This window comes from Halobellus rarus (assembly GCF_024494595.1).
Classification (GTDB): domain Archaea; phylum Halobacteriota; class Halobacteria; order Halobacteriales; family Haloferacaceae; genus Haloquadratum; species Haloquadratum rarum.
Genome location: NZ_JANHDI010000010.1, coordinates 188,704 through 212,159 on the forward strand (window position 1 = coordinate 188,704; position 23,456 = coordinate 212,159).

16 protein-coding genes and 2 tRNA genes are annotated in these 23,456 nt (G+C 54.6%); 10 read left to right on the forward strand and 8 right to left on the reverse strand.

Features of this window, described 5'->3' with window-relative positions:
* Positions 1-99 precede the first annotated feature (99 nt).
* Genes NO876_RS13085 through NO876_RS13100 form a run of 4 tightly spaced genes read right to left on the reverse strand, consistent with a single transcriptional unit; the run spans position 100 to position 9,129 of the window.
* A complete protein-coding gene (locus tag NO876_RS13085; RefSeq protein ID WP_256422110.1) occupies positions 100-3,933 on the reverse strand; it encodes a hypothetical protein in 3,834 nt (1,277 codons plus the stop codon).
* Positions 3,930-4,550, reverse strand: a complete 621-nt coding sequence (locus tag NO876_RS13090; RefSeq protein ID WP_256422111.1) for a BREX protein BrxB domain-containing protein — start codon at positions 4,548-4,550, stop codon at positions 3,930-3,932. Before NO876_RS13090 ends, NO876_RS13085 begins: the two co-directional genes overlap by 4 nt.
* On the reverse strand, positions 4,547-8,293 hold the full coding sequence (locus tag NO876_RS13095) for a hypothetical protein (RefSeq protein ID WP_256422112.1): 3,747 nt from the start codon (positions 8,291-8,293) through the stop codon (positions 4,547-4,549). The genes NO876_RS13090 and NO876_RS13095 overlap by 4 nt, the downstream gene beginning before the upstream one ends.
* The gene (locus NO876_RS13100) at positions 8,293-9,129 is read right to left on the reverse strand and encodes a hypothetical protein (RefSeq protein WP_256422113.1); all 837 of its coding nucleotides are present in this window, start codon (positions 9,127-9,129) and stop codon (positions 8,293-8,295) included. Before NO876_RS13100 ends, NO876_RS13095 begins: the two co-directional genes overlap by 1 nt.
* 102 nt (positions 9,130-9,231) lie before the next feature.
* Here NO876_RS13100 and NO876_RS13105 point away from each other — a divergent pair, with 102 nt between their 5' ends.
* The 5 genes from NO876_RS13105 to NO876_RS13125 all read left to right on the forward strand — a co-directional run bounded on the left by NO876_RS13105 (position 9,232) and on the right by NO876_RS13125 (position 17,757).
* The gene (locus NO876_RS13105) at positions 9,232-11,820 is read left to right on the forward strand and encodes a PD-(D/E)XK nuclease family protein (protein ID WP_256422114.1); all 2,589 of its coding nucleotides are present in this window, start codon (positions 9,232-9,234) and stop codon (positions 11,818-11,820) included.
* A complete protein-coding gene (locus NO876_RS13110) occupies positions 11,813-14,698 on the forward strand; it encodes a UvrD-helicase domain-containing protein (RefSeq protein ID WP_256422115.1) in 2,886 nt (961 codons plus the stop codon). Before NO876_RS13105 ends, NO876_RS13110 begins: the two co-directional genes overlap by 8 nt.
* Before the next feature lie 118 nt (positions 14,699-14,816).
* Positions 14,817-15,749: a S1 family peptidase gene (locus NO876_RS13115; protein ID WP_256422116.1), complete on the forward strand. Its 933-nt coding sequence runs from the start codon at positions 14,817-14,819 to the stop codon at positions 15,747-15,749.
* A 311-nt stretch (positions 15,750-16,060) separates the two neighbouring features.
* The gene (locus NO876_RS13120; RefSeq protein ID WP_256422117.1) at positions 16,061-17,083 is read left to right on the forward strand and encodes a DUF8098 family protein; all 1,023 of its coding nucleotides are present in this window, start codon (positions 16,061-16,063) and stop codon (positions 17,081-17,083) included.
* The gene (locus tag NO876_RS13125; protein WP_256422118.1) at positions 17,080-17,757 is read left to right on the forward strand and encodes a DUF8169 family protein; all 678 of its coding nucleotides are present in this window, start codon (positions 17,080-17,082) and stop codon (positions 17,755-17,757) included. Before NO876_RS13120 ends, NO876_RS13125 begins: the two co-directional genes overlap by 4 nt.
* Positions 17,758-18,043: 286 nt before the next feature.
* On the opposite strand, the gene NO876_RS18205 is transcribed toward NO876_RS13125, so the two are convergent.
* Positions 18,044-18,196: a DUF7837 family putative zinc-binding protein gene (locus tag NO876_RS18205; protein WP_465260935.1), complete on the reverse strand. Its 153-nt coding sequence runs from the start codon at positions 18,194-18,196 to the stop codon at positions 18,044-18,046.
* Positions 18,197-19,036: 840 nt separating this feature from the next.
* On the opposite strand from NO876_RS18205, the gene NO876_RS13130 reads away from it, so the two are divergent.
* Together NO876_RS13130 and NO876_RS13135 are read left to right on the forward strand one after the other, a co-directional pair.
* Entirely contained in the window at positions 19,037-19,582 is a 546-nt protein-coding gene (locus NO876_RS13130; RefSeq protein WP_256422119.1) for a hypothetical protein, read from the forward strand.
* A 62-nt stretch (positions 19,583-19,644) separates the two neighbouring features.
* Positions 19,645-19,863, forward strand: coding sequence for a hypothetical protein (locus NO876_RS13135; RefSeq protein WP_256422120.1), 219 nt, complete (start codon positions 19,645-19,647; stop codon positions 19,861-19,863).
* Between the two features lie 180 nt (positions 19,864-20,043).
* Here the strand turns inward: NO876_RS13135 and NO876_RS13140 are convergent.
* Positions 20,044-20,119, reverse strand: a tRNA-Cys gene (locus tag NO876_RS13140).
* Between the two features lie 139 nt (positions 20,120-20,258).
* On the opposite strand from NO876_RS13140, the gene NO876_RS13145 reads away from it, so the two are divergent.
* Positions 20,259-20,885 (forward strand): hypothetical protein, encoded by a 627-nt coding sequence (locus tag NO876_RS13145; protein ID WP_256422121.1) that lies wholly within the window; start codon positions 20,259-20,261, stop codon positions 20,883-20,885.
* A 286-nt stretch (positions 20,886-21,171) separates the two neighbouring features.
* Here NO876_RS13145 and NO876_RS18210 read toward each other — a convergent pair whose 3' ends face one another.
* Positions 21,172-21,324, reverse strand: coding sequence for a DUF7837 family putative zinc-binding protein (locus tag NO876_RS18210; RefSeq protein ID WP_465260935.1), 153 nt, complete (start codon positions 21,322-21,324; stop codon positions 21,172-21,174).
* Between the two features lie 840 nt (positions 21,325-22,164).
* Between NO876_RS18210 and NO876_RS13150 the strand changes: the two genes are divergently transcribed.
* On the forward strand, positions 22,165-22,710 hold the full coding sequence (locus NO876_RS13150) for a hypothetical protein (protein WP_256422119.1): 546 nt from the start codon (positions 22,165-22,167) through the stop codon (positions 22,708-22,710).
* Positions 22,711-22,772: 62 nt separating this feature from the next.
* Positions 22,773-22,991, forward strand: a complete 219-nt coding sequence (locus NO876_RS13155; protein WP_256422120.1) for a hypothetical protein — start codon at positions 22,773-22,775, stop codon at positions 22,989-22,991.
* 180 nt (positions 22,992-23,171) lie between these two features.
* Here NO876_RS13155 and NO876_RS13160 read toward each other — a convergent pair.
* A tRNA-Cys gene (locus NO876_RS13160) sits at positions 23,172-23,247 on the reverse strand.
* Between the last annotated feature and the right edge of the window lie 209 nt (positions 23,248-23,456).

Here is a 23,456-nt window from a genome sequence, read left to right on the forward strand (position 1 = left end):
GCTCAGAAATTACTGATGAGATATCTATCTCAGAGTCCGTGAATTGTCTTTCGGGACCCGTGTTATGTGACTCCAAGAATAGTACTCCCGCAAACCGTCCTAGTCTTCGATCAGTACGATATCTCCCTCGTCCAACTCATCAAGTGCCTCGGCTACTGCTGCTTTTCGACTCAGCATCGTCCTTGCTTCGTCAAGCAATTCCTCAGCCCGTTCTTCAGGTGGCCGGTCGGTAGTATCGACAGCTGCGGTCACCTCGTCAGTAATCGTTGCGTTCGGGAGCTCCCCACGGAGGCGGTCGGCGACCCGCTGCAGTTCATCCCACGTTTCGTCACCAGTTCCTTTGGGTTTCGGATCCGCAGCCTGTTCGAGGAGTCGTCGAGCACGTTGTTCCGTCGGTGGCCGTGCAGATGCGATCATTGTTTCGACCGTCTCGGTGGTCGGCGAATCTGGGTGTTTCCTCCGTAGCCGCTCTCCAGCACGTTGTAGCTGGACCCAGAGACTGTCTCCATCGTCTTCCTCGAAGAGCGGACGGACTGTCTCGAACGTTTTGGCGTCCTGAACTACAACCGAGTCAACGAGATCTGCTTCCGAGACGTCCTCACCGTCCCAGGCGGACTGGAAGACGGCTTCAAGCGCATCGAACGTGGCGTCACCGAACGTAGTGGTTACAATATCGACTCGCTGTCGGACACTATCCTCGTTCGTTCGAAGCCAGTCGGTGAGGTCCTCACAGATAGTATTCGGATCCGATCCCTCGGCCGGTTCCCCGGTTATGCGCTGGTACTGCGCTTCGACCGTTTGGAGACGGTGAGCCTTCGCATCCTCGAGACGTGATTCGACAGTCGGAGTGCTGGGCACGACATCGCTTGTTTTAGTCGCGCGCATACTGGCGGTGATCGAGGCGTTCGGGTACAGCGAGGACATCACGTTCAACTGCTCACTGAAGCGCCTCCAGAGCGTGTTGCCATCCTCGTCGGTGTCGAAGAGTTCGCGCGCGTCTGCGAATGTCTCAGCCTCCGCGAGTATCGTCTCGAGATCGAAGTCACCGCCAACGTCGGCCGTCGAAAGCTCCTTGCCGGCAAGAGCAGGTTCGATCGCGGCTTCGAACGCCGGCAAGGAGACGTCGAACTCTCGGGAAGCGTGTTTCAGCGTTCGCTTGACCAACGTGCTGTGTTCGTCCACCCACGTTCCGAGTTCGGCTACCCACTCATCGGGGCCATCTCCGTCTGGCTCACGGTCAAGGACAACTCGGGCCAGCTTCTTCACCGCTTTCGGATCGATGACCTTGACGCCGAATCGAATCTGAATCGACGTCAGCCCACCCTTGGTTCTGACCTGCCGCCCGATCGCTGCAGGTTCCGTGAGATATTCGGTATCTTGCTTGAGCACAACCGACTCGTTCGAGGTCGCGAGTGTGATACACAGCGCAGCAATCGATTCCTGTGGCGTCCCGCGATAGTCACCATTAGCAGTTCTAGTCTGCTGAAGGAGCGCTTCAACGTCGACAGATTTCTGTCTCTCATACTGCTCGATGAATTCGGGAACCCATCCCGAGTCAGCGATCGTCGCAGTTGCTGTGTCGATACCGAGTATTGCGGCATCAGTTTCTGAGAGTGGCCAGTCTCCGCTGCCACGAAAGAAGGAGGCCATCGACGTCGCGTCATCGACTTCGACGAGCGGCTGTGACAGCACACGCCGTGAGGAACCAAACACGGCCGCGAGTTGGTCTGCAATAACGTCCTCAAGGACAGTAGTGCGTTCCCCACGATGCTCGTGGACTGTGTAGACAGATGCGTCTTCGAGAATCTCAGACACAGACGCCTCGAGTCGACGCTTGTCCGTGCGATGCTCGCGTTCGAGTTCTTCGTGTGACTCGGTCTCCTCGTCTAACACCTGCCCCATCCCGATGACATTCTGGATCCGTTCGAGCATTGTCTCGGGTATCTCGACCGTGATCAGGAGGTGCTCTCCGCCCTCACGACCGTCGTTAACGCTCTGCCAGGTTTCGACCTGTTCGGAGATGCTGTCTTCGCTGTCCGCAAGAATTCGAACCCCAAGTGCGTCGTACGACGGTGTCGGTGCCCGATCGACCGGATCAAGTACTGAGTACTCGTATCGGAGTGGGACAAGCCGTTCGTCGCCGAGATCAACCTCGTGGCGGCTCCCATCGCTCTTGAAGAACTCGTCGTTCTCGCGGAGACGGGATTCGATCCACGCGGAAAGCTGGTGTGGCGAGATCTGCGCCGCCTTATCCTGTGCGCGGCCGAGAATACTCTCCTGTTCTTCGGAGACGAGTGTGTACACTTCGTCGCCCTCGTCGTTCGTTTCGGTCAGTACCTTCTGCTTGTTGACCAGCGTTTCCAGACCGGATTCGGTTCGGTCGACGACGTCCGTAACCGAGAACGTGACGTCTTTGACCATCAACCGCCCGAGGTTCTCCGGTGTCGACGGTACAGCAGGGGTCTGATTCAGGAGATACAGAGCTTTAGCGAGGCGGACCTCCCAAGCGTCCTCATCGCCATCGAAGGTTGGGATCAACGTGTTGTCGATCATCTCCTGAACCCACAATGGGAGGTACGTCGTCTCCTCAACCAACAGGTCGAACAGGACGTCCCACGTGACGAGTGCTCCCTCCTCTTTCTCGGCCCAGTCGAACTTTGTGAACAGCGACCTGACGAGGACGAGCAACGCACGTCCCTGAATGTACTCTCGATCGGTTGACCGGCCCTGTGTGATGAGCTCCTGCATTACGGCTCTGAGGAGTGAGAGGTCGTACTCACGGAACGGGTAGGACTCGATGGGATTTGGATCCGAACTCGTGATGGGGGCATACGTCGCGAGTGAGAGATCAGACATCGATGAGAGCAGTGACTCAACGCGCTCTTCGCCGTCGGGAGTCGCCTTCTGAAGCCAGCGCTTTCTGACGATGATCTCCGTATCTGCCCCTTCGAGTGGTACCTGCTGGCCCGTCCAGTGGTCAGCTGACGCTTCACCGATGAGGTTCTCTCGTGTAGCCGGTAGCGAGTACTGCCCCGTTGTGACGACGACGGGGTTTGGACCCCGCTGGAGCGCCTCCATCGTTTCCTCGAACTCACGGTATCGATGCCGACTGTCGCCAACGAACAACGCGACCTCGTCGAGTCCAAGTAACAGCTCGGTCTGTTTTCCACCCGTATTCAACGACTGCGTCGCCGTCTCAACGCGCTGAACGAGGTCTGCCGGGTCGAATGCCTCAGGATCGATATCCGTCTCCGCCTGCTCAATGGAGGCTTTCACACTCGATTCGTCATCAAGATCGGTTCCTGCGGTCTCGTCCAAAGTAGGGACGACCGCATAGAGCCAGCTACGGAGTGACGCACGTTCGGAGAGTACGTCGTCGAACGTTTTCCCGTCGTATTCGGCTTCTTGAATTGCGTCCCAGACTCCATCGTACTCCATATCAAGTCGCCAGGCCCATTCGAGCAGCCAGTTTGGATCCGTCGGGTAGCCGAGTTCACGACCGATCGCTTCGTAGATGAGAAACGGCAACGGCGGCTCTTTCGAAGCGTCCCGGTCGAGAAGATTGAGGAAGACCGGTTTGAGTCGGTCAATATGTGACTCAGCGATTGAACGCTGTAGTTCATCGAATCCAGCCCATTTGGTCGCGAGTCTGTCGCCCAATTCGGCGAACTCGGAGTCGTTGTCAACGACGAGCCCGACGAGCTTCAAGAGATGTGTCTTCCCCGACCCGAACGTGGCGTGGATATAGAGGAACCGAGCTGCCTCACTCGGGTGCGTCGTAATGGTGTCGGCGAGTTCCGTGAGTACCCGCTCGGAGCTTTCCGTTTCGTGGAACTCACGAACGTCAGTCTTCGCTCGCTCACGGGCGTTGACTTTCTGTACTTCTTCGAGTTGCCGGGTAGGGTCGCTGTGGAAGAGGTCTCTGATCGTCATTGGAGATGCACCTCCTGTATGGGGTCATCGATCTGATGGGCAGGATAGTAATGTCGTGAGTCGCCACCAAAGAAACTCAAATTCCCGCCGACAACATCGCCGGGGAAGGGAACGCCGATTGTACACTTCACGTTCCGGCGGTCGAGTTCATCAAGTAGCTCAGATGCACGGGTGAACGGATACAGACTGCCGAGGTTGAGCAGCAGAACGATATGACTCTGCTGTTCCAGTCGTTCCGCATCGATCTCAGACGAGATCATCTGTTGGACGAGTTCCGCTGCCAACCGGTCCTGCATCGTCTCTTCAATCCGCTCTGCCGATGAAACGCCATCTGTGAGTCCATTCAACGGTTTGCCGAGATCAACGAGAAGCCGATACACGTCCGTTTTTGGGAGTAATTCATCGAGCCAAACCGACTGCACGGTAACGTCTTCGGGAAGTTCCGGTGGTTCGGCTGAATCACTGGCCCACGCGTTGAGCCGATCCGCCGTTCGGTGTTCGAGCGCAGGGTCGACAGCGGTGATAACGAACGGGTTTCTGATCCCGTGTTGACCCTGGGCAAAGGTCCGTAGTTTCGTTTTGAACTCGCGATACGGTGAGGAGCTACCGCGACTCATCGGATGATCACCCCCGAGTCAAGAGTCTCAGTACTCACGTCACCCTCCTCGATGAGCCGTGTGATACGGCGATCCAACTCTCCGCGGTCGTCTGGGATAATTCCGATTCCATCGATATCCTCGGGTGTTCGATCCCCAACGACTGTCGAGAGAGTACTGAGCCGTGTCTCCAACTCACTGGGGCTGTGGTCGAACGCAGTATTGAACGAGTTGACAGCCGCAAGTTCGTCAGTAGCCTCGACAACGTCGTCGACAGATGGGTCAGAAGCAAGGGTTTCGAGCGCGTTACTGATCGTTTCGTACCACTGTTGCAGTCGGCGCATTGGGGTGATGTACTTCCGTTCGAAGGCGACGTGAACACTAGTCGGGAGCTCCGTCGGCGGGAGTACCCAGGGGTGATCATCAATTTGAGTAACCAATTCCTGTAATTCGTACTGATCGACAAACGTCTCCCAGCAGCGTTCGATTTTCGGGAGTGGATCAGGAACCAGTTTACTGGAGAACGTACTCCAACCGTCTGGTGTCCACCAGTCGCCGTCGAAAGACGTGACGTCTGTAGCCCGAGATTCTATCGTGTTGCGTGTATCCGCGTCGATCCACTCGAACTCGACTGTGCGGATCGTGAGAATCGCATCAAGACGCTGTAATGCGCTGAGGCGGCGGTTCCAAACGTCGGAAACCTCTGCGATCCAATCTTGAGCCCTGTTCGTCTCTTCGATAACGTCCCCAATACTGTCGTCCTGTGATTTGATCGTCTCGAGACGCTGATCCGTCTCTGCAATCCGGTCATCCAACTCATCGACAAACGTTTTCAGAAGCGTTCGAACCTCCGAACTCTGGACGTCGGCGTCGACGACGAGAGAGACGTCTTCCCGAAGTCCCGTGATCGTCGAACGGATACTTCGGTTCGCTTCGCGAAGAGAGATGAGGCCATCAGCGACGGTTTCGGTCGTTTCCTTGAAGCCGCCTTCTTCCAAAATCTTCCCGATCGGCTCTCGGGGTAACAACTTCAGTCGTGTCGTCGACAATCGATTCAGGTCGAGGACAGCCTCATCCGCTAACGTGTTTCCGTCTTCATCGAGAGGGACGAGACGGCCATTGCGGCAGAATCCCCAGAGAATGGTGCAGAGAGCAGGGCGAGCATCGCTGTAAAACGGCTTTTCATCGGTAATGCCCTCGAGAACAGTCTGCATCGTGAGTCCGTCGTCACGGTCTTTGAGCTGGCGGCCAGTCAACGACAGAACGTTCCGCTGAATCGTCTGTTTTCCGCTACTCCGCTCACCATTTGGTGCCGGCACTTGGATCGTCTGTGCCCACGCTGGCAGCGGCTCGTTTCCGTCGAGCGTTTGAAGTTCGCGGAGCCGGTCTTCGTCCACCTGTAGCAGCATCGGATGGAAGTCATCGGGATACGTGACGTCGACAGCAGTCTGGACCGCCGTCGAGACGCTAGAGAGCTCCGTTCTGTCTTTGACACGGTAGGAGCCGCTGTGTAGCGCTGCGGTCAGCTTGCTTTTGATGGTGTTGGCACGCTCGTCGAGATCTCCTTCGACGGCCGGTGGAACGTCACGAGTCGAGATCGCATCGCGAAGTGCCCACCATTCGATCAGTCGGTTTCTGAGATCATCGAGTCCGTCAGTATCGATCTCCCAGTAAAGCGCTCTCTCGTCAGTTTGGTCAGAGGATTCATCCGGACGAAGGCCACGAATAGCGATATCGACTTCCAATCCATCTTCGGCGTCGGCAGTGGTGTCGAAAGCGTTCCCATCGAGTTCGAACCGATAGGCAACTGGATATTCCTCACCGGATTCACCATACGGGACGGACTCAGGGAGCGATAGGTCACGTGTAATCTCTCTCCAGAGATGGGTATCCAGCGTGTCGATGACCGCATCCCAATCTGGATCCGCCTCGTTCGCTTCCGTTTCGTCGTAGATCAGGCGCTCTTCTTGTGTGGCAAATCGGTACCTCGGTCCTCCCTCGGTCTGCGTCGGACGAATGAACTTCTGGAGGCGATCAAGGGAGCTCTCGACCTGGTTGGTCGTGCTGATCCACGACTGTCCATTCAGATCGGACATCACGGCGACTGCAATGTTCCCCTCGTTCAACGGAACGATGTCGTGGACGTGCTGAAGCAGGAGAATCGCTTTTGCGACCGCAAGATCGAACGCTTCGATCTCGCTATCAGGATTCTGGACCTCGTCTGCGATTCCCGTCGTTTCCTCAGTTCCCTCGACGACTCGCATATCCTGTGCGAGAGTATCTCGGAGTTCAGGCTCGATCAGATCGAAAAAGTCGACGAGCGTGACGATCCGATCGGCGTCCCCATCTTCGACCCATTCCTCGAGGAGCCCGTGCATAAGCGCCAGTATCGCGCGTGCTGTCCCAGAGAAAATCGATTTCGCAGGGTCGTTGGCCTCTCGGCGGAGGTTGAACAGAATTTCGAGGAATAGCGGTGCGTGATACGGAAGGAATGGATAGAACTCGACGAGTTCCTCTTGGTCGATCGCATCTAACGGTGGTTTCGTGTTCTGCTTGAGTTCGTTGTAGACGAGTGACTCGGACGGTTTCACGTCTGCACCGTCTAACACCGATCGAATCTGCTGTTCTCCGCTACGCGATTTCTGGAACAGCCTGCGCTTGGCAATATCGCCGACGTGCTTGCTCGGCAGTTGATACCGGTGCGGGAATCGGTCTTTTACGATGCTGAAATCAGCACCGTGTGCAGCGAACTTCGGTTGAACGTCTTCGATCTTGGCCTGTGCAGTTGCGACGAGCTGGATATCACCATCGCCGATACTGTTAACGTTTTCAGCGAGCGTCTGGAGCTCGGTGAGCCGTTCGAAATTGGTACCGATGAAGAGACTCACTTCGTCAAGCAAGAGGACGAGCTTCACCGGTTTCTCGAGCTCATCTTCCCGCTCCTGACGGAGGGATTCCAACCGCTGTACAACTTCTTCGGGGTCTATGTCCGACGGTTGAAGGTCAGTGTATCCGTCTTGGGTTCCAGTGATCTCTTTGAACAGCTCCGGGAGTACAACGTCCGATAGTGCGCCATACTGCTGGATATCAGTCCAGAGGTCGTCTTGTTCCCAGTCGTATTTCGGTGTTGACGGCGTTATGCTGTCAACTACGCTGGCAGCCCGTTCTCTCCGGTTTGTCCATTCCTCGGTCGTTCGATACCAGTCCTCGAAGTAGGCGACGTCGAGCTGGGAGGATAATCCGATGGAGATATCGTCGTCAACGCCGGTGAGTATCGGGTCTTGGTGGGCGTGGCGTAGTACGATTTCACTGAAACTGCGTTGTTTTTGCCCTTGGTACTTGAGGAGATTCACCGAGACCGGGATCACGTGATACTCGGAATGAACACGTTCCCACTGCGCGTGCAGATCATCGAAGCGCGTTCCTGAGGAAGCACGAGAAACGAGGTCTGTCCAGATCTCATCGCCCTGTGAACGAACCCATTCAGTATCCATCAGCCCATCTAAGACAGTCAGCAGGTGGCTCTTGCCGCTCCCATAGTATCCGTAGAGCCAGTAGGTAGATCCCGTTCGCATATCCTCTGCATCGTCGAGCAGGCGATCGATGAAGTCCTCCAAAAACCGTTGGGAGTCGGACGTTACGTGATACGACTCAATAGCCTGTGTGCGATGATAATGCTCGTCACCGCCCTGTTCTTTCCTGTCGATCCGAACGGATTCCTCGAAATCCTCAGGAAGGCCTTCGAACCAGTTCCGTTCCACCATTAGTTCCGCACCTCTCGATCAATCCAGCTATACGACTCAGAGACCGGTCGAAGTTGGAGGACACCGTGCATCTCAGAAAACGTCCAGGAATCGGTTTCTGCCACTCGGTCGTATAGTTCCTCCCAACGAGTCTCCGGTTGGAAGAGATACTGAAGGCCGAGGGGGGACGTGAGCCAATCGTCTCCGCCCTGCTCGTATGAGTAACCCACCGCAACGAGGAGTGGGACGTCGCCGATAGAAGGTGGATTACCCGTAGTGGTTTGCTGACTCTCTAATACGCCTATCTCACGCATTACAGATCGGAACCCCTCACACCACCGTTCTGTGGTGGATTCGGCGTAATCAAACGGTGTTCCGTCGGCATACTCGAAGTTCGAAAGGAGATCCTTGAGAGTCTCATTCGAGAAGTCGAGTGCAGCCGTGGGACTTGATGCCTGCCGCCGGGCGTATTCGTGGACCGCGTAGCGAACGAGCGGATCGTCTGCAACCAGATAGAGATACAGAATCTGTGCCTTGTCGGTTGGCGTAGTAGAATTATCTAAGACTACGGGAAGGTCTCGCGGGTTGGGGAGCGAGGAAGGGGCGTTTTTCAGCCGTGAGGAGAGGACACGATAGATCTTCTGTGAACTTCCCTTCGTACTTCGCTCCCCTCGGCGCTCCTCGAACCAGATCTCCTTGACCGTATTCCAGTTCCCGTGTTTACGGTACAACAGAGAGAGGTCCTCAGCTCGTTCGACGAGCAGGCCGCACATTGTCAAATCCATCGTAACTGCCTCGGAGGAATATTCACGGGAGAGTGATGGCGGCCCCCCGTTGCCGTCCGGGAACGTGTTCATAAGGTAGTGGAGTTGAGCAACTCACTTTATTATTTGTCATCGGATATTGACAACCAGATCGGTCGCTATACCTTTTTGTCATCGGACCGATCATGTCAGGTCGTGCCTATTCGACGAACGAAGGATCTCGATTCCCTCTACGACGAGGTAGCAGACTACGACCTCGTCATCGTCCCCGACGCTCCGTTTGCGAGTGCGCTCAATCGACGCCTTGATCGACCCCATTTCGGGAATTTCGCGATCACGCCACGGCGTCTCGCCGCCGGCCGACGTGAACAGGCCGAAGACCGCCTCGCATTTCTCGAGGTTATCGACGAGTCCGATCACGATTGGCGGGCTGTCGCCTATGCGATTGGGAACGTCCTCCAGTGCTGGGAACACCAGGGAAGTCTCGATACAATCCTTGAGTACGACGGCTATAGTGACGAGACGACCCACGAAGTCGTCGATGTGATGCGAACACTCCGGACGACCTCGAAACGGCTCACTGAGACTGTCATCGACGACGAGCAATCGATCGCCGTTGTCGGATACGATCAGTTGACCAGGTTGGAGCGGAGCATTCTCCCAGAGACGTTCGACCGCGTTGAGTTATTCACGGACGAGGAATTCGAACATCCACAGTTCCACGTCTTCGATTCGGCAACCGACATAGTCTCCGCGCTCTTGGATACGATCACAGACCAGAACGCCGAGCGTGTTGCTGTCGTTCTCGACGGCGGGGGCCAGTATTCATCGCTCGTCGAATCCGCACTTGAAGCGGCTGATATTCCCTTTTACGGTGGGCCGGGGTTCATCGAGGATCCACATCATAGAGCGTTCATCTGTCTTCTTCGCATCGGGTTCCGAGGCACAGAAACGACAGTCGGAGATTGCCAGCCGATACTCACGGAAATGGGTAGTGACGTCCCGATCGACGACCATCAAAAGCGACTCGATACAGTAGAGATACCAGAGGTTGAATGGTTACAGGAGTTCTGTCGGTCTGTCGAAGAGCAGACGTTTTCGGAGGCGCTCGGTATGTACGCGAGGAAAGCCGACGTCGAGCTCGCACGCTTCGATGAAGAGTTGCGAACGCTCGGCATCGCTGACGAGCCCGTGACCAGCGGCGGCGTCGATCGCCTTTCCTATTACCTACAAACGTACGAGGTACCCGTCGACAGGGACAACAAGGGCATTCTCCTCGCTGATGCGAAATCCTCCGCCCACGTTGACCGCCCCGTGGTTTTCCACCTTGGGATGGGACGGGAGTGGACGCATTCGGCTCCACAACGGCCGTGGGTCGATACTGAGGCGCAGTTCGAGCGCTATATCGGCAACTTCCAGCGGTTGCTTCAGAGCGGCGACCGGCAGTACTACTTCGTCCAAGATACGGCCGGCGGCGAGCCGGTCACGCCCTGTCTGTACTTCGGCGACCTCATCGACGAGGAGTTCGAACGGTTCGGCGACCTCGACTCGGTCCACCACCGACGACGACCGAGATCGACGGGGGTCGGCTTCGATCGAGAATCGCTCGACGTCGAGTCCGAGGCCGTCGAGACGATCAGCCAATCCAGCCTCAACAACTACGTCAACAGCCCGCGGGACTACTTCTTCGGGAAACTCCTCGATGCGCCCGATCAGGAACGGTTCGTCGAAGGGAATCTCTTCCACGACTTCGCGGAGTTCTACGTGAACCATCCCGACGTTGTCGCGAACACGAATGTCGACGAACTGATCGATGCGATGCTCGAGGAGGCGAAGCCCTTCTTTTCGAGTGCAGATGAAACGCTTCGTCGACGAAAGTACCGAATCGGACTAGAGCTGGTCACGGAGTACTTGGACGACCACGGACCGGAGTCGGACGCCTTTCTCACGGAGACTTCGGGATGGGGTGAGAACTTCTTCGCGGCGTATTTCGACGAAGCGGTCGACTCGCCGCTCACCGAACGGTGGTTCGAGGACTACGCGCTCGGCGTCAAGGGGAAGATAGACCTCGTGAACGCCCCGGATCGCCTCCTCGATTACAAAAGCGGAGGGAAGAAGCGAACCTCTCAGATCGTCAAGCGCGCGGCGATCGATCCACCGGCGGATACACCGAACTTCCAGGCGGCGCTGTATCTGACCTACTATCGAGCGGTCCAACCGAACGAGCAACTGGAGTTCATCTTCTTTCACTTCCTCGAACCGATGGACGACGTTATCGCGGGCGAGGCCGACCTCGACGACGCGCTCACGACCGTCACGTACCATCCGTTCACGTTCGACGAGTACGTCGGATCTCGAGACGCATACGAAACGCTTCTCGACGGGTACAACGACTGCCAAGAGACGTTCGGCGAACTCGGGTATTCGGCGTATAGCGACATTATGAGGGAACAGACGTTCCCCGAGACGACGGACCGAACCGAGCTGCGCGCCTCCGAGTTTGCCGAAGAGTTCACGGTTGCTGTCGACAGCGGAACGTCCGATGACGTCGACGCCGAGAAGGGTGCAGATCAGGCAATCCGCGAACTCAACGGTGTTCGCAAGCGGACGTTCTTCCGCGAAGACTTGGACGCGTTCGAATCGTTCGTCGACGAGCGCCTCAAGGAGCTCAACGACAGGCGAGCGGGCGATGGGCGCTTCCCCGTCGATGGCCTCGCTGGCGAGCCCAACTACCGTCGTGTAGATAACCGTGATTTGCTATTAGCGGGGGGGAGCGATGACTGACCCGACACCAAACGACGGGCAGCAGGAACTCATCGAGAACACGAACGGACTGTACCTCGTCGATGCGGGACCTGGGACGGGAAAGACGTTCGCCATCACCCGTCGCTACGGGACGATCGTCGATCAGCCCGACGTCGAACCCGAAGACATCTTGCTGGTGACCTTTACGCGGAGCGCCGCGACAGAGATGAAAGAACGGATCGTCGAGCACAGCACCTACGGGCTCAGAGAGCTGGCCGATGCCCCGATCCAGACGTTCCATTCGCATTGTCACGACATTCTCCGAGAGCACGGCTACGCCGCCCCGACGCATCTCGGGCTCGACGAGCAGATCACCGACTCGACGCAGCTCATCGACGACGAACTGATCGAAGCCGAACTGTTCCGCGAGTTCTTCAGCGGGTTCCGTGACGATCATCCCGAGTACGCCGACTTCTATCGAGTACTCTCGAATCCAGGTGAGCTACTCGATCTGATCAAAGAGCTCGCCTCGAAAGGCGTCTTTCCCACCACCAAAGGCTGGTATCGAGACGGCGAATCACACCTCGACGGCGACTTCGAGGCGTTCAAAGAACAGTTCGATGCGGTGAACGAGCCGCGCAACGACGGTCGAAAGCAGTCGGTGTTGCGCGATGATCTGAGTCGCTTCGGCCGCAACAAGACTTATCTCTCGGACGCGCCGTCGAAATCGGAGCTACGCGGCGGTCGCGGGACAAAACAGTTAGGCGACGACGTCGCCGCCGACGTCTTCCACGAGGACCGCGAGGACCTCAAATCATTCGTTCACGACGTCTACATCGAGTACCTCCGGTTCGCGTTGCGCCGTAACTATCTCAATTTCGGCTTCCTTCAGCTGTTTGCGTTCGTCCTGCTCTGTGAGGACCAGCGCGTCCGGCAGCTGGCGCAGTTCGAGTACGTGATGGTCGACGAGTTCCAGGACACCAGCGAGATCCAGTTCAAGCTCGCACTGCTATTGTCCGGGACGGACAACTTCTGTGCCGTCGGAGACTGGAAGCAGAGTATCTACTCCTTCCAGTACGCGGACGTTCGGAACATCCTCGACTTCGAGGACCGGCTGGCGCAGTTCAGCACAGATCTCAACAGCGACGCCGAGCGAGTTGCCTTCGGCACGAGTGATCTCACCCGAATTGAACTACAGGAGAACTACCGCTCGACGGAGTCGGTCATCGGCCTCTCCGAGCAGGCGATCATAACGCCAGCCACTGGCGGCGAGGAGGTCGATACTTCCCTCGACGACGTCGTCGAACTCTCCTCGAACGCTGCCTTCGACAACACCGCCATCGAGGGGATCACCCACGAAGACGAACACGAGGCAGTGCTCTCGACGATTCAAGAGATCGTCGGGAACGACGACTACGCCGTCGAAGGAGACGGAGGCGACCCACGCCCGCCGGAGTACCGCGACATCGCGGTGTTCACGCGGACGCGAGACTACGGTCGAGAGCTACTCGAGGTCGCCGACGAATACGACTTCCCGATGGCGTATGACGGCGGGATCGAACTCTTCCGAACCGATTCGGCGAAGCTGCTACTCGCGTGGCTCCGAATCCTCGATTCGGACGCCGACCGCGGCTGGGCGGTCGTCCTCGAACAGATTGGGTACACGTACGACGAAATCGAGCATATTCTGGAGACCAGCGCGTATCCGTCCGACCCAGCCGCGTTCCGCGATGAGCTTCGTGGGTTGGAGTCGATCGGCGCGGTCGCTCGTCGGGTTCTCGATCGCTACGGATACACGGACGATACAGCGGACGTCCTTCTCCACACGATTCAATCGGTCTATGATTCGACGACGCTTACTCGGGGAGAACTGATTCGGTTCATCGAGCGCGGCATCGAGAACGGTACAACAGTAGACGTTCGCGCGAGCGCGGGGGATGACTCTGTGACCGTCCAGACGATTCACACCGCGAAGGGACTCGAATATCCGATCGTCATTCTCGCGAATATGAACGACGGGAGCTTCCCGCCACGTTCGAGCGGTTCGAGCGTGATTCAATATCAGGATCCAGTCGGGCTCCGGCAGCGGAAGATCTACTCAGAGGAACGTACCTATCCCCACATCTACGATAACTGGCGATCTGACGTGCTCCGGCGCTGCCTGCCACAAGAGTACGATGAAGAGCGCAGATTGCTCTATGTCGCCGTCACGCGCGCGAAGAATCACGTCGTGTTCGCAGCTGGATCGGAACCAAATACGTTCTTCGAGGAACTCCCAGCCGATGCCAAGGCAATCGATCCGAGTGTCGAATCACTCAATCGCGAGGAGTTCACCGACGCGGAGCTGCCGTTCACGGTAACGACTCCGCAGGGGCCGATCAATCAGACACCACATTCGCTGATGGACGAGACTGTCTTCGAGGAGATTGGCGCACGAATGGAAGCGACGCTCGAAACGGAGCCAGAAACCCGAGGAATGGACTTCGGTTCACGGGTTCACGAGTTCGCCGAGGCGTACGTTCTCGGTGAGGAAGTGACGCCGTCGAATCCCCACGAGAGACGGATCGTCGACTTTGTCGATGATCTCTCTGGTGAACTGCACGTTGAAGAGCCAGTCACGCTCCCAATCGAGGTCGATGGTCATCGAGTTACCATCTCAGGAATCGTCGATCTCGTTCACGTGACGGCTGATCAGGTTGAGATCATCGACTACAAGACGGACAGTACGCGACACGCACAGCCGGAGTACCGGAAGCAGCTTAGCGTGTACTACCACGTCCTTTCCGAGTGGTTTGTCGAAAAAGACGTCACAGCGAGTCTGTTCTATACGACGGATGGGACACGCGAACAGGTTACTCCGCTCACGTTTGAGGAGCTACGCTCGCTGGTACAGACGACAGGAGTAGCAATAGAGTGACCTAAATTCACCAGTTTGGACAGAGAGAGCGTGTCCCAGAAAGGTTACCACATTTTAAGCGTGAATCATTCAGCACAGCAAAACAATCTTGTGGATGGTGAGCAGATAACAAATTTGAATGAGTCATCCCAGAAACGATACCCCATCAATTTTCTGGAAAACTACTCCGATCGGGTATGGATATAGCAATCGTAAGTCAGAGCCCTTCGTTGCATCCGGGTTTTATTATCGCCATCAGTGGGGTGTTTCAGAGCAGGATAGGGCTGGAGACTTACCCGATTTGGGCCCATATCTTGTAACAAACAAGCATGTTGTTCAGCCCTCAGATTATCCTCAGCCAGACTCTGTAATCGCATATACTCGAAATCCTGGAAAGGTTCAGGAAACGACCAGGCACCATATTGATCTTTATAGATCAGATGGAGAGCCAAAGTGGCGCGACCATCCTGAAAACGAGAATATCGATATTGTCTTAATACCGCTTAGCTTTGAGATCAGAGAAACTGCAATGTTTCACAGAGCCAACATAGTTTCAGAGCCTTCTTCTGTATCTGGAGGTGATCTTGCGGAGGTAGTTGGGTATCCTGCTGAAATGCGTAATTTCCATAGACTGCCAATTCTTCGACAAGCACTAATATCTAGTTCATATCAGGTATCATTCTACGATTCCCCATATTTTGTAATTGATGCAAGGCTTCACGATGGGATGAGTGGAAGCCCTGTTGTCTATGCGCCATCTATTGTGGATATTGAAGTTGAAGAGCAAGAAGTTGATCCAGATTGGGATACAGTTGAACCGTTTAGAGTAGAAGGTACTACTGAAAGAAAACACACAAGTTTGCTTGGAGTTCATTCAGGAGAACGTCTAGAATTTGATGACGAAATCTCTATGGAAGATATTGAATCAGATCTCCTTAGTCGTGATTCCAACCCAGGATTGAAAGATTTCTTGAGCGAATTAGAAGATCGTTTAGAGAATATTGAGCGTGAAACAGGTATTAATCGCGTCTGGCATGCAAAATATATCGATGAAATAATTAGAAATCATTAATTATTTCGGGAGGATTAACCATACAAAATATGCTCTGAATGTTCTAGGTGATGAATTGTAGGCTCTGAACGCCGTCAGAACACGCCGTGATGGATATAATGCGCGAATCGATCACCGACGAAGATCGTGATTGGGTCTAGGTCAATCGGTAGAGATGGAAGATACCTGTCGAACTTCACTTTCAGTCCGAGGCCATCATCTTTGACTATCGCTGTTGAATACTATACTAAGAACAGCTCTCACCAGCAGGTATCGAACTGCCGAAGTAGTATCACAAAACCTATCCGGACCATAACAGAAACACTCTAATTATGACTCCTCCCACACCGGGGCCAAACAACCCATATAGTGAGGAGGAACCCTATGCAGACGCGCTTCTACGCGGTATTGAACTTGCGGTAGAGGACGTGTTCGACGACCCTGGTCGAAACATCACGCGTACGGAGCAAGAGAAGCTGTGCTACTTCGCAATTAAAGAGTTCGACCTCCCGGTCACCTACAGCTGGTACCTTGCTGGCGCATACACGAAGGTTGCCGGCGAGCCCGACAACGTCCCGGGACGGATGACCACCAACACGGGTGGGGTTCGACGCGATCACGGTGAAACCGAGGAAGTGCAACAGTATCGGGACTACTTCGGGTCCGAGGTTTTCTTCGACGATTACGACCTGCGAGCAGTTTGGTATACCGGGAAATTCGACTTCCTCCGCGACTTCTACCAGGAATGCGCTCCCAACGAGTACACCGATCTATATCTCACGTCGACGGACATCCGGGAGCACCTCGAAACCCTTGATGAGACGATTGAACAGGAAACAACGAACCATTCGCTGTCGGATTTCGGCGGGGGCTCGCAAGAGGGATTGCTGTCTGAATCGGACGAACAAGAGTTCCGATTGCTCATCTCTGACTTCCATCTCGAGCTTGCGGAAATCGACGAGCTGTCCGAGATAGTGGACTTAGTCACTCGTGGAACAGATGTTATTGAGCAGGTGTTTGCGCAACTCACGACCCTCGAGTCAATATCGAGCGAGCAAGAAACTGTGTTACAGGATCTCGCGCCGTACTTCTACTATGATGTCTGGCGGTACCCGGCGTTGTACATTTCTACGCAAACTGCAGAGGGTCCGAATCGACACCACTTGGTCGAGGAGCACGCAGGCCGGTTTACGAGCTTTCACGAAGACCTACTCTCGCAACGGAATCAACTGAGTGAGCGATGTACTGATGCGGATTTGTACCCGCGCGCTGGCCATCACTCCCAGCGAGTTGACGAAGAGCAGATGGCGCATCTACACGAGATGGCAAGAGGGGTTCTGGAGGGTATTGAATGAGCGAAGCCGCCCGGCTCAATCTGGATACATCGGTAATAGTGAATTACGTCTATTCACAACTTCCGGGCGACCTCGAGGAGGATCGCGGCTGTCAGCGACTCATTGATGGCGAGTCGTTCTATACCGTGATTGGTGGGAAGGCCAACGGCGAGTTCGATGCGCTCTGTGAACGCCGGTACAACCTCTACGATGACGTGATTGCCTACCTTCGCGATACTGACAACGAGATTTTCGACTACGAGCCACGTGACCGGGATATCCACGTCAGTCCGAACGACCGGAGTCATTTCCGGGACGATATCCAGATGAGCTGGTACGATATGGATAAGCGAGAGCAGTTGTCGACGCTGCGTCGCTGTCTCCAAGATATAGAACTGTATCAAGTGCAGCTTCCAGAAGAATTGATTGACTGCAGTTTCCCGCAACAGAGCAACGATCAGTTGTTACGTCGGTTCAGGCGTGATCTCGATATCGGCCATGATTGTGAGATTCTCATCGATGCTGTCGAAATCTCTCGCCAGCATTCGATATCGACACTTGTTGCTGTGGATTCGCATCTTACCAAAAGAGAGCACATCGAGGTCGTGCATAAAATCATTGAGGATGTACTCGGTGTCTCAGGGTTACTACGGATTTCGGAACCTGCGGGTGTTAGCGCTGCTAGCAGCGATTGAAAGTCTGTAGACAGTACAAAGGCACGTTTATCTCCCACCTCTTTCGACTATCTCCACGTGAAATTAACATCCTGGAGAGATCGTTCTATGACTCTATCTGGACAGAGGTGAGGGCTGGCAGATTGCACACAGTTGGACTTAGAGTTCGTAGGAGGCGATTTCTGGGATCCGCATTCGGGGCAAGAATCATCCTTCTTATCGAGTATTGTCCCGCAGTGTCGACATTCTACGATAGGTACAGAGGACGTTTCTCGTGAAATTACTCTCTTCAGCCGTTGTATCGTATTCATTCGGGAGTTACAACGTCTTGGCACTGTGGGCATTCAGCAAAGACTGCTGTTTGGCCATCTGTTTCGTATGTAATCAGCACATCGACTGTGCTAACACTAGTACTACAGAAGGGGCAGCAGCCGATTCTTGAGGAGTTTGTCGTAGACATATAATTTTGCTAGCGGGGGAATGGACGTGTGACACTGAGGGTCAAGCACCCTCGAGTGGAATGTCAGTATGGGCAAATAAATAATTCCTCCAACCGGACTGAAAGTAGAATCCCAGGATTGAGTACTCTAACCAGTGGGTCAACTAATGTAGAAATTGCTGCTGGAGTTTGTTTATATCTACCCAGAGAAGTGGAGCGGACTCGTGGGATGTAGTAAACATACCTGAGAGGTCCGTCCACGACAGAACATATGAGTAGAGTAGGTACTCCAAGTCGAGGTCGGCGTAGCGCCAAGAAGCAAGAACCCGAAGCAGCGATCGCATTTACCAGTCGTGTGGATGGAACTCGCCATCGGTTCCGGTTCCTCCATCTCGAGGAACAGACTGGGATGTGGCGAATCCACGAAGTCAAAGAGAATCGGAGCTGGCGTATCATCGGCTGTGAACCCATCCAGCAGCTCCGGGTAGGTCGAACTGAGCCCCATCCCGATCACGCTGAACAGCATTCCATCGAGTGATGAGTAAGTCCAAGCAATCATCTACAGAGGCATCGTGTCTACGACCGACTCAATCTAAGCCAGCAGACGAAACAACTCCCTACGGTGACCGGGCCTACGTACTTGCTGGAACGGACGACACGGAGATCTTCGAATCAACACCAACGGTGATTCTCTGTCCGAACTGTGGTGACATCGTTACGGCGTACGAACAGGGACTTCCAAGGGTTATTCCGCAATTTGATCTGTGCTGTACGACCTGTCAAGTCGAACTTCGACGTTGGTGTGCAATTGCCGTCGACGCAGCATACAGCGAACTGGTTGAGCCACCAACGCTAACGGCGATGACTCAAGCGTACTGGAACGAGTGGCTCTGGTCTGGGATTACCAACTACAAAGACCAGCCCCGTAATGACGAGTTCACGGAGCGATTCAGCACGAAGGCGTCAGAGTTCGGTTGGGACTGGGAACTCACCTGTCCGCTCTGTCGACGGGGGATCAACTACCTCAAACGAAACGCTCCTGGTGCCCACGATAGCCTCGACTATCATCACTGGTCGACAAACCCTGACCAGGGGATTACCCTCTGTCGAGAGTGCCACGACGTCATCGGCTTCGATAGCTATGATAATCAGGTCGAAGAGCGGGCGCACGAGTGGGGTTTCCGGACACGGAACGACCTCCAAATCGTTCGGATCGGACTTCGAGAAGCGATCGTGACTGAAGAGTCACTTCGACCTGAAATGGCTGAACAGCTCGTCGACCGCTATAATCTCATTCAGTCTCCGGGAGAAGTTCGGACGCTACTCGAAGTCGTCCTACAGGATGGGGAACTGTACAATCGGTTCGCTGACGATACGCTCTGGAAAGGTATCGACCGAGATCAATAGCAAAGTCTACTCTATCGAGAGAGTAGGAACTATTTGAGAAATGGAGACGATAACTCACGAGTATGTGTGAAGAGGATATTAGAGAATCATTGGACGAGGCAAAACGGGTCTTCGGATTATCTGATGGCGATCCGGACCACGTTGAGGAATGTCCGGGTTGTGGCGGTGAGGTCCCGGTGTGGGATCTCGACAACCTACCTATGGGATACGAATGCTACCAATGCGGAGCAAACTATACGATCAAGGAACGAGGAGTTGTCGAACTCATTCGAGAGTGGTGACGGATATCCGTCCTCAAGAACGTCCCATAGGTCTTGAATATCGCTCAGACCGTTAGTGAACTCAGCAGCAGATATGCTCGTCACAGTGAAGAGAGGTAACTATCGAAGATCTGATTCTATCCTGCGAGAGAAGGTAGACGCCGATAGATAGTCGTCTTCGGCTTTAGGGTATCGTGTGAGAGCCAAGGGCCGGATTTGAACCGGCGATGGGCGGCTCTGCAGGCCGCTGCGTTAGGCCGAACTCTGCCACCTTGGCGCACCTCACACTATTGCGTTTCAGCGTTTAAGCCTAGCGGTACGACGTGAAAGGCGAAGCGGGCGCTCGGGGGGTGCTCCGCTTCGAAATGAAGAGAGCCCACGAGACACCGCGTCTCGTGGGCTCTTTGAATGAGTGTATGAGTGGGAGGCGGCGAGCCAGTGTTCCCAGAGGATCGCTCACTCCAGTACTTGCTGACACCGAGTCGTTCTATACCGTGATTGGTGGGAAGGCCAACGGCGAGTTCGATGCGCTCTGTGAACGCCGGTACAACCTCTACGATGACGTGATTGCCTACCTTCGCGATACTGACAACGAGATTTTCGACTACGAGCCACGTGACCGGGATATCCACGTCAGTCCGAACGACCGGAGTCATTTCCGGGACGATATCCAGATGAGCTGGTACGATATGGATAAGCGAGAGCAGTTGTCGACGCTGCGTCGCTGTCTCCAAGATATAGAACTGTATCAAGTGCAGCTTCCAGAAGAATTGATTGACTGCAGTTTCCCGCAACAGAGCAACGATCAGTTGTTACGTCGGTTCAGGCGTGATCTCGATATCGGCCATGATTGTGAGATTCTCATCGATGCTGTCGAAATCTCTCGCCAGCATTCGATATCGACACTTGTTGCTGTGGATTCGCATCTTACCAAAAGAGAGCACATCGAGGTCGTGCATAAAATCATTGAGGATGTACTCGGTGTCTCAGGGTTACTACGGATTTCGGAACCTGCGGGTGTTAGCGCTGCTAGCAGCGATTGAAAGTCTGTAGACAGTACAAAGGCACGTTTATCTCCCACCTCTTTCGACTATCTCCACGTGAAATTAACATCCTGGAGAGATCGTTCTATGACTCTATCTGGACAGAGGTGAGGGCTGGCAGATTGCACACAGTTGGACTTAGAGTTCGTAGGAGGCGATTTCTGGGATCCGCATTCGGGGCAAGAATCATCCTTCTTATCGAGTATTGTCCCGCAGTGTCGACATTCTACGATAGGTACAGAGGACGTTTCTCGTGAAATTACTCTCTTCAGCCGTTGTATCGTATTCATTCGGGAGTTACAACGTCTTGGCACTGTGGGCATTCAGCAAAGACTGCTGTTTGGCCATCTGTTTCGTATGTAATCAGCACATCGACTGTGCTAACACTAGTACTACAGAAGGGGCAGCAGCCGATTCTTGAGGAGTTTGTCGTAGACATATAATTTTGCTAGCGGGGGAATGGACGTGTGACACTGAGGGTCAAGCACCCTCGAGTGGAATGTCAGTATGGGCAAATAAATAATTCCTCCAACCGGACTGAAAGTAGAATCCCAGGATTGAGTACTCTAACCAGTGGGTCAACTAATGTAGAAATTGCTGCTGGAGTTTGTTTATATCTACCCAGAGAAGTGGAGCGGACTCGTGGGATGTAGTAAACATACCTGAGAGGTCCGTCCACGACAGAACATATGAGTAGAGTAGGTACTCCAAGTCGAGGTCGGCGTAGCGCCAAGAAGCAAGAACCCGAAGCAGCGATCGCATTTACCAGTCGTGTGGATGGAACTCGCCATCGGTTCCGGTTCCTCCATCTCGAGGAACAGACTGGGATGTGGCGAATCCACGAAGTCAAAGAGAATCGGAGCTGGCGTATCATCGGCTGTGAACCCATCCAGCAGCTCCGGGTAGGTCGAACTGAGCCCCATCCCGATCACGCTGAACAGCATTCCATCGAGTGATGAGTAAGTCCAAGCAATCATCTACAGAGGCATCGTGTCTACGACCGACTCAATCTAAGCCAGCAGACGAAACAACTCCCTACGGTGACCGGGCCTACGTACTTGCTGGAACGGACGACACGGAGATCTTCGAATCAACACCAACGGTGATTCTCTGTCCGAACTGTGGTGACATCGTTACGGCGTACGAACAGGGACTTCCAAGGGTTATTCCGCAATTTGATCTGTGCTGTACGACCTGTCAAGTCGAACTTCGACGTTGGTGTGCAATTGCCGTCGACGCAGCATACAGCGAACTGGTTGAGCCACCAACGCTAACGGCGATGACTCAAGCGTACTGGAACGAGTGGCTCTGGTCTGGGATTACCAACTACAAAGACCAGCCCCGTAATGACGAGTTCACGGAGCGATTCAGCACGAAGGCGTCAGAGTTCGGTTGGGACTGGGAACTCACCTGTCCGCTCTGTCGACGGGGGATCAACTACCTCAAACGAAACGCTCCTGGTGCCCACGATAGCCTCGACTATCATCACTGGTCGACAAACCCTGACCAGGGGATTACCCTCTGTCGAGAGTGCCACGACGTCATCGGCTTCGATAGCTATGATAATCAGGTCGAAGAGCGGGCGCACGAGTGGGGTTTCCGGACACGGAACGACCTCCAAATCGTTCGGATCGGACTTCGAGAAGCGATCGTGACTGAAGAGTCACTTCGACCTGAAATGGCTGAACAGCTCGTCGACCGCTATAATCTCATTCAGTCTCCGGGAGAAGTTCGGACGCTACTCGAAGTCGTCCTACAGGATGGGGAACTGTACAATCGGTTCGCTGACGATACGCTCTGGAAAGGTATCGACCGAGATCAATAGCAAAGTCTACTCTATCGAGAGAGTAGGAACTATTTGAGAAATGGAGACGATAACTCACGAGTATGTGTGAAGAGGATATTAGAGAATCATTGGACGAGGCAAAACGGGTCTTCGGATTATCTGATGGCGATCCGGACCACGTTGAGGAATGTCCGGGTTGTGGCGGTGAGGTCCCGGTGTGGGATCTCGACAACCTACCTATGGGATACGAATGCTACCAATGCGGAGCAAACTATACGATCAAGGAACGAGGAGTTGTCGAACTCATTCGAGAGTGGTGACGGATATCCGTCCTCAAGAACGTCCCATAGGTCTTGAATATCGCTCAGACCGTTAGTGAACTCAGCAGCAGATATGCTCGTCACAGTGAAGAGAGGTAACTATCGAAGATCTGATTCTATCCTGCGAGAGAAGGTAGACGCCGATAGATAGTCGTCTTCGGCTTTAGGGTATCGTGTGAGAGCCAAGGGCCGGATTTGAACCGGCGATGGGCGGCTCTGCAGGCCGCTGCGTTAGGCCGAACTCTGCCACCTTGGCGCACCTCACACTATTGCGTTTCAGCGTTTAAGCCTAGCGGTACGACGTGAAAGGCGAAGCGGGCGCTCGGGGGGTGCTCCGCTTCGAAATGAAGAGAGCCCACGAGACACCGCGTCTCGTGGGCTCTTTGAATGAGTGTATGAGTGGGAGGCGGCGAGCCAGTGTTCCCAGAGGATCGCTCACTCCAGTACTTGCTGACACGCTGGCAG

Coding starts and splice junctions, on each gene's coding strand:
- NO876_RS13085 (WP_256422110.1), bottom strand. CDS start 3,933: ATGACGATCAGAGACCTCTTCCACAGCGACCCTACCCGGCAACTCGAA.
- NO876_RS13090 (WP_256422111.1), bottom strand. CDS start 4,550: ATGAGTCGCGGTAGCTCCTCACCGTATCGCGAGTTCAAAACGAAACTA.
- NO876_RS13095 (WP_256422112.1), bottom strand. CDS start 8,293: ATGGTGGAACGGAACTGGTTCGAAGGCCTTCCTGAGGATTTCGAGGAA.
- NO876_RS13100 (WP_256422113.1), bottom strand. CDS start 9,129: ATGAACACGTTCCCGGACGGCAACGGGGGGCCGCCATCACTCTCCCGT.
- NO876_RS13110 (WP_256422115.1), top strand. CDS start 11,813: ATGACTGACCCGACACCAAACGACGGGCAGCAGGAACTCATCGAGAAC.
- NO876_RS13115 (WP_256422116.1), top strand. CDS start 14,817: ATGAGTCATCCCAGAAACGATACCCCATCAATTTTCTGGAAAACTACT.
- NO876_RS13120 (WP_256422117.1), top strand. CDS start 16,061: ATGACTCCTCCCACACCGGGGCCAAACAACCCATATAGTGAGGAGGAA.
- NO876_RS13125 (WP_256422118.1), top strand. CDS start 17,080: ATGAGCGAAGCCGCCCGGCTCAATCTGGATACATCGGTAATAGTGAAT.
- NO876_RS18205 (WP_465260935.1), bottom strand. CDS start 18,196: ATGTCTACGACAAACTCCTCAAGAATCGGCTGCTGCCCCTTCTGTAGT.
- NO876_RS13130 (WP_256422119.1), top strand. CDS start 19,037: ATGACTCAAGCGTACTGGAACGAGTGGCTCTGGTCTGGGATTACCAAC.
- NO876_RS13135 (WP_256422120.1), top strand. CDS start 19,645: ATGTGTGAAGAGGATATTAGAGAATCATTGGACGAGGCAAAACGGGTC.
- NO876_RS13145 (WP_256422121.1), top strand. CDS start 20,259: ATGAGTGGGAGGCGGCGAGCCAGTGTTCCCAGAGGATCGCTCACTCCA.
- NO876_RS18210 (WP_465260935.1), bottom strand. CDS start 21,324: ATGTCTACGACAAACTCCTCAAGAATCGGCTGCTGCCCCTTCTGTAGT.
- NO876_RS13150 (WP_256422119.1), top strand. CDS start 22,165: ATGACTCAAGCGTACTGGAACGAGTGGCTCTGGTCTGGGATTACCAAC.
- NO876_RS13155 (WP_256422120.1), top strand. CDS start 22,773: ATGTGTGAAGAGGATATTAGAGAATCATTGGACGAGGCAAAACGGGTC.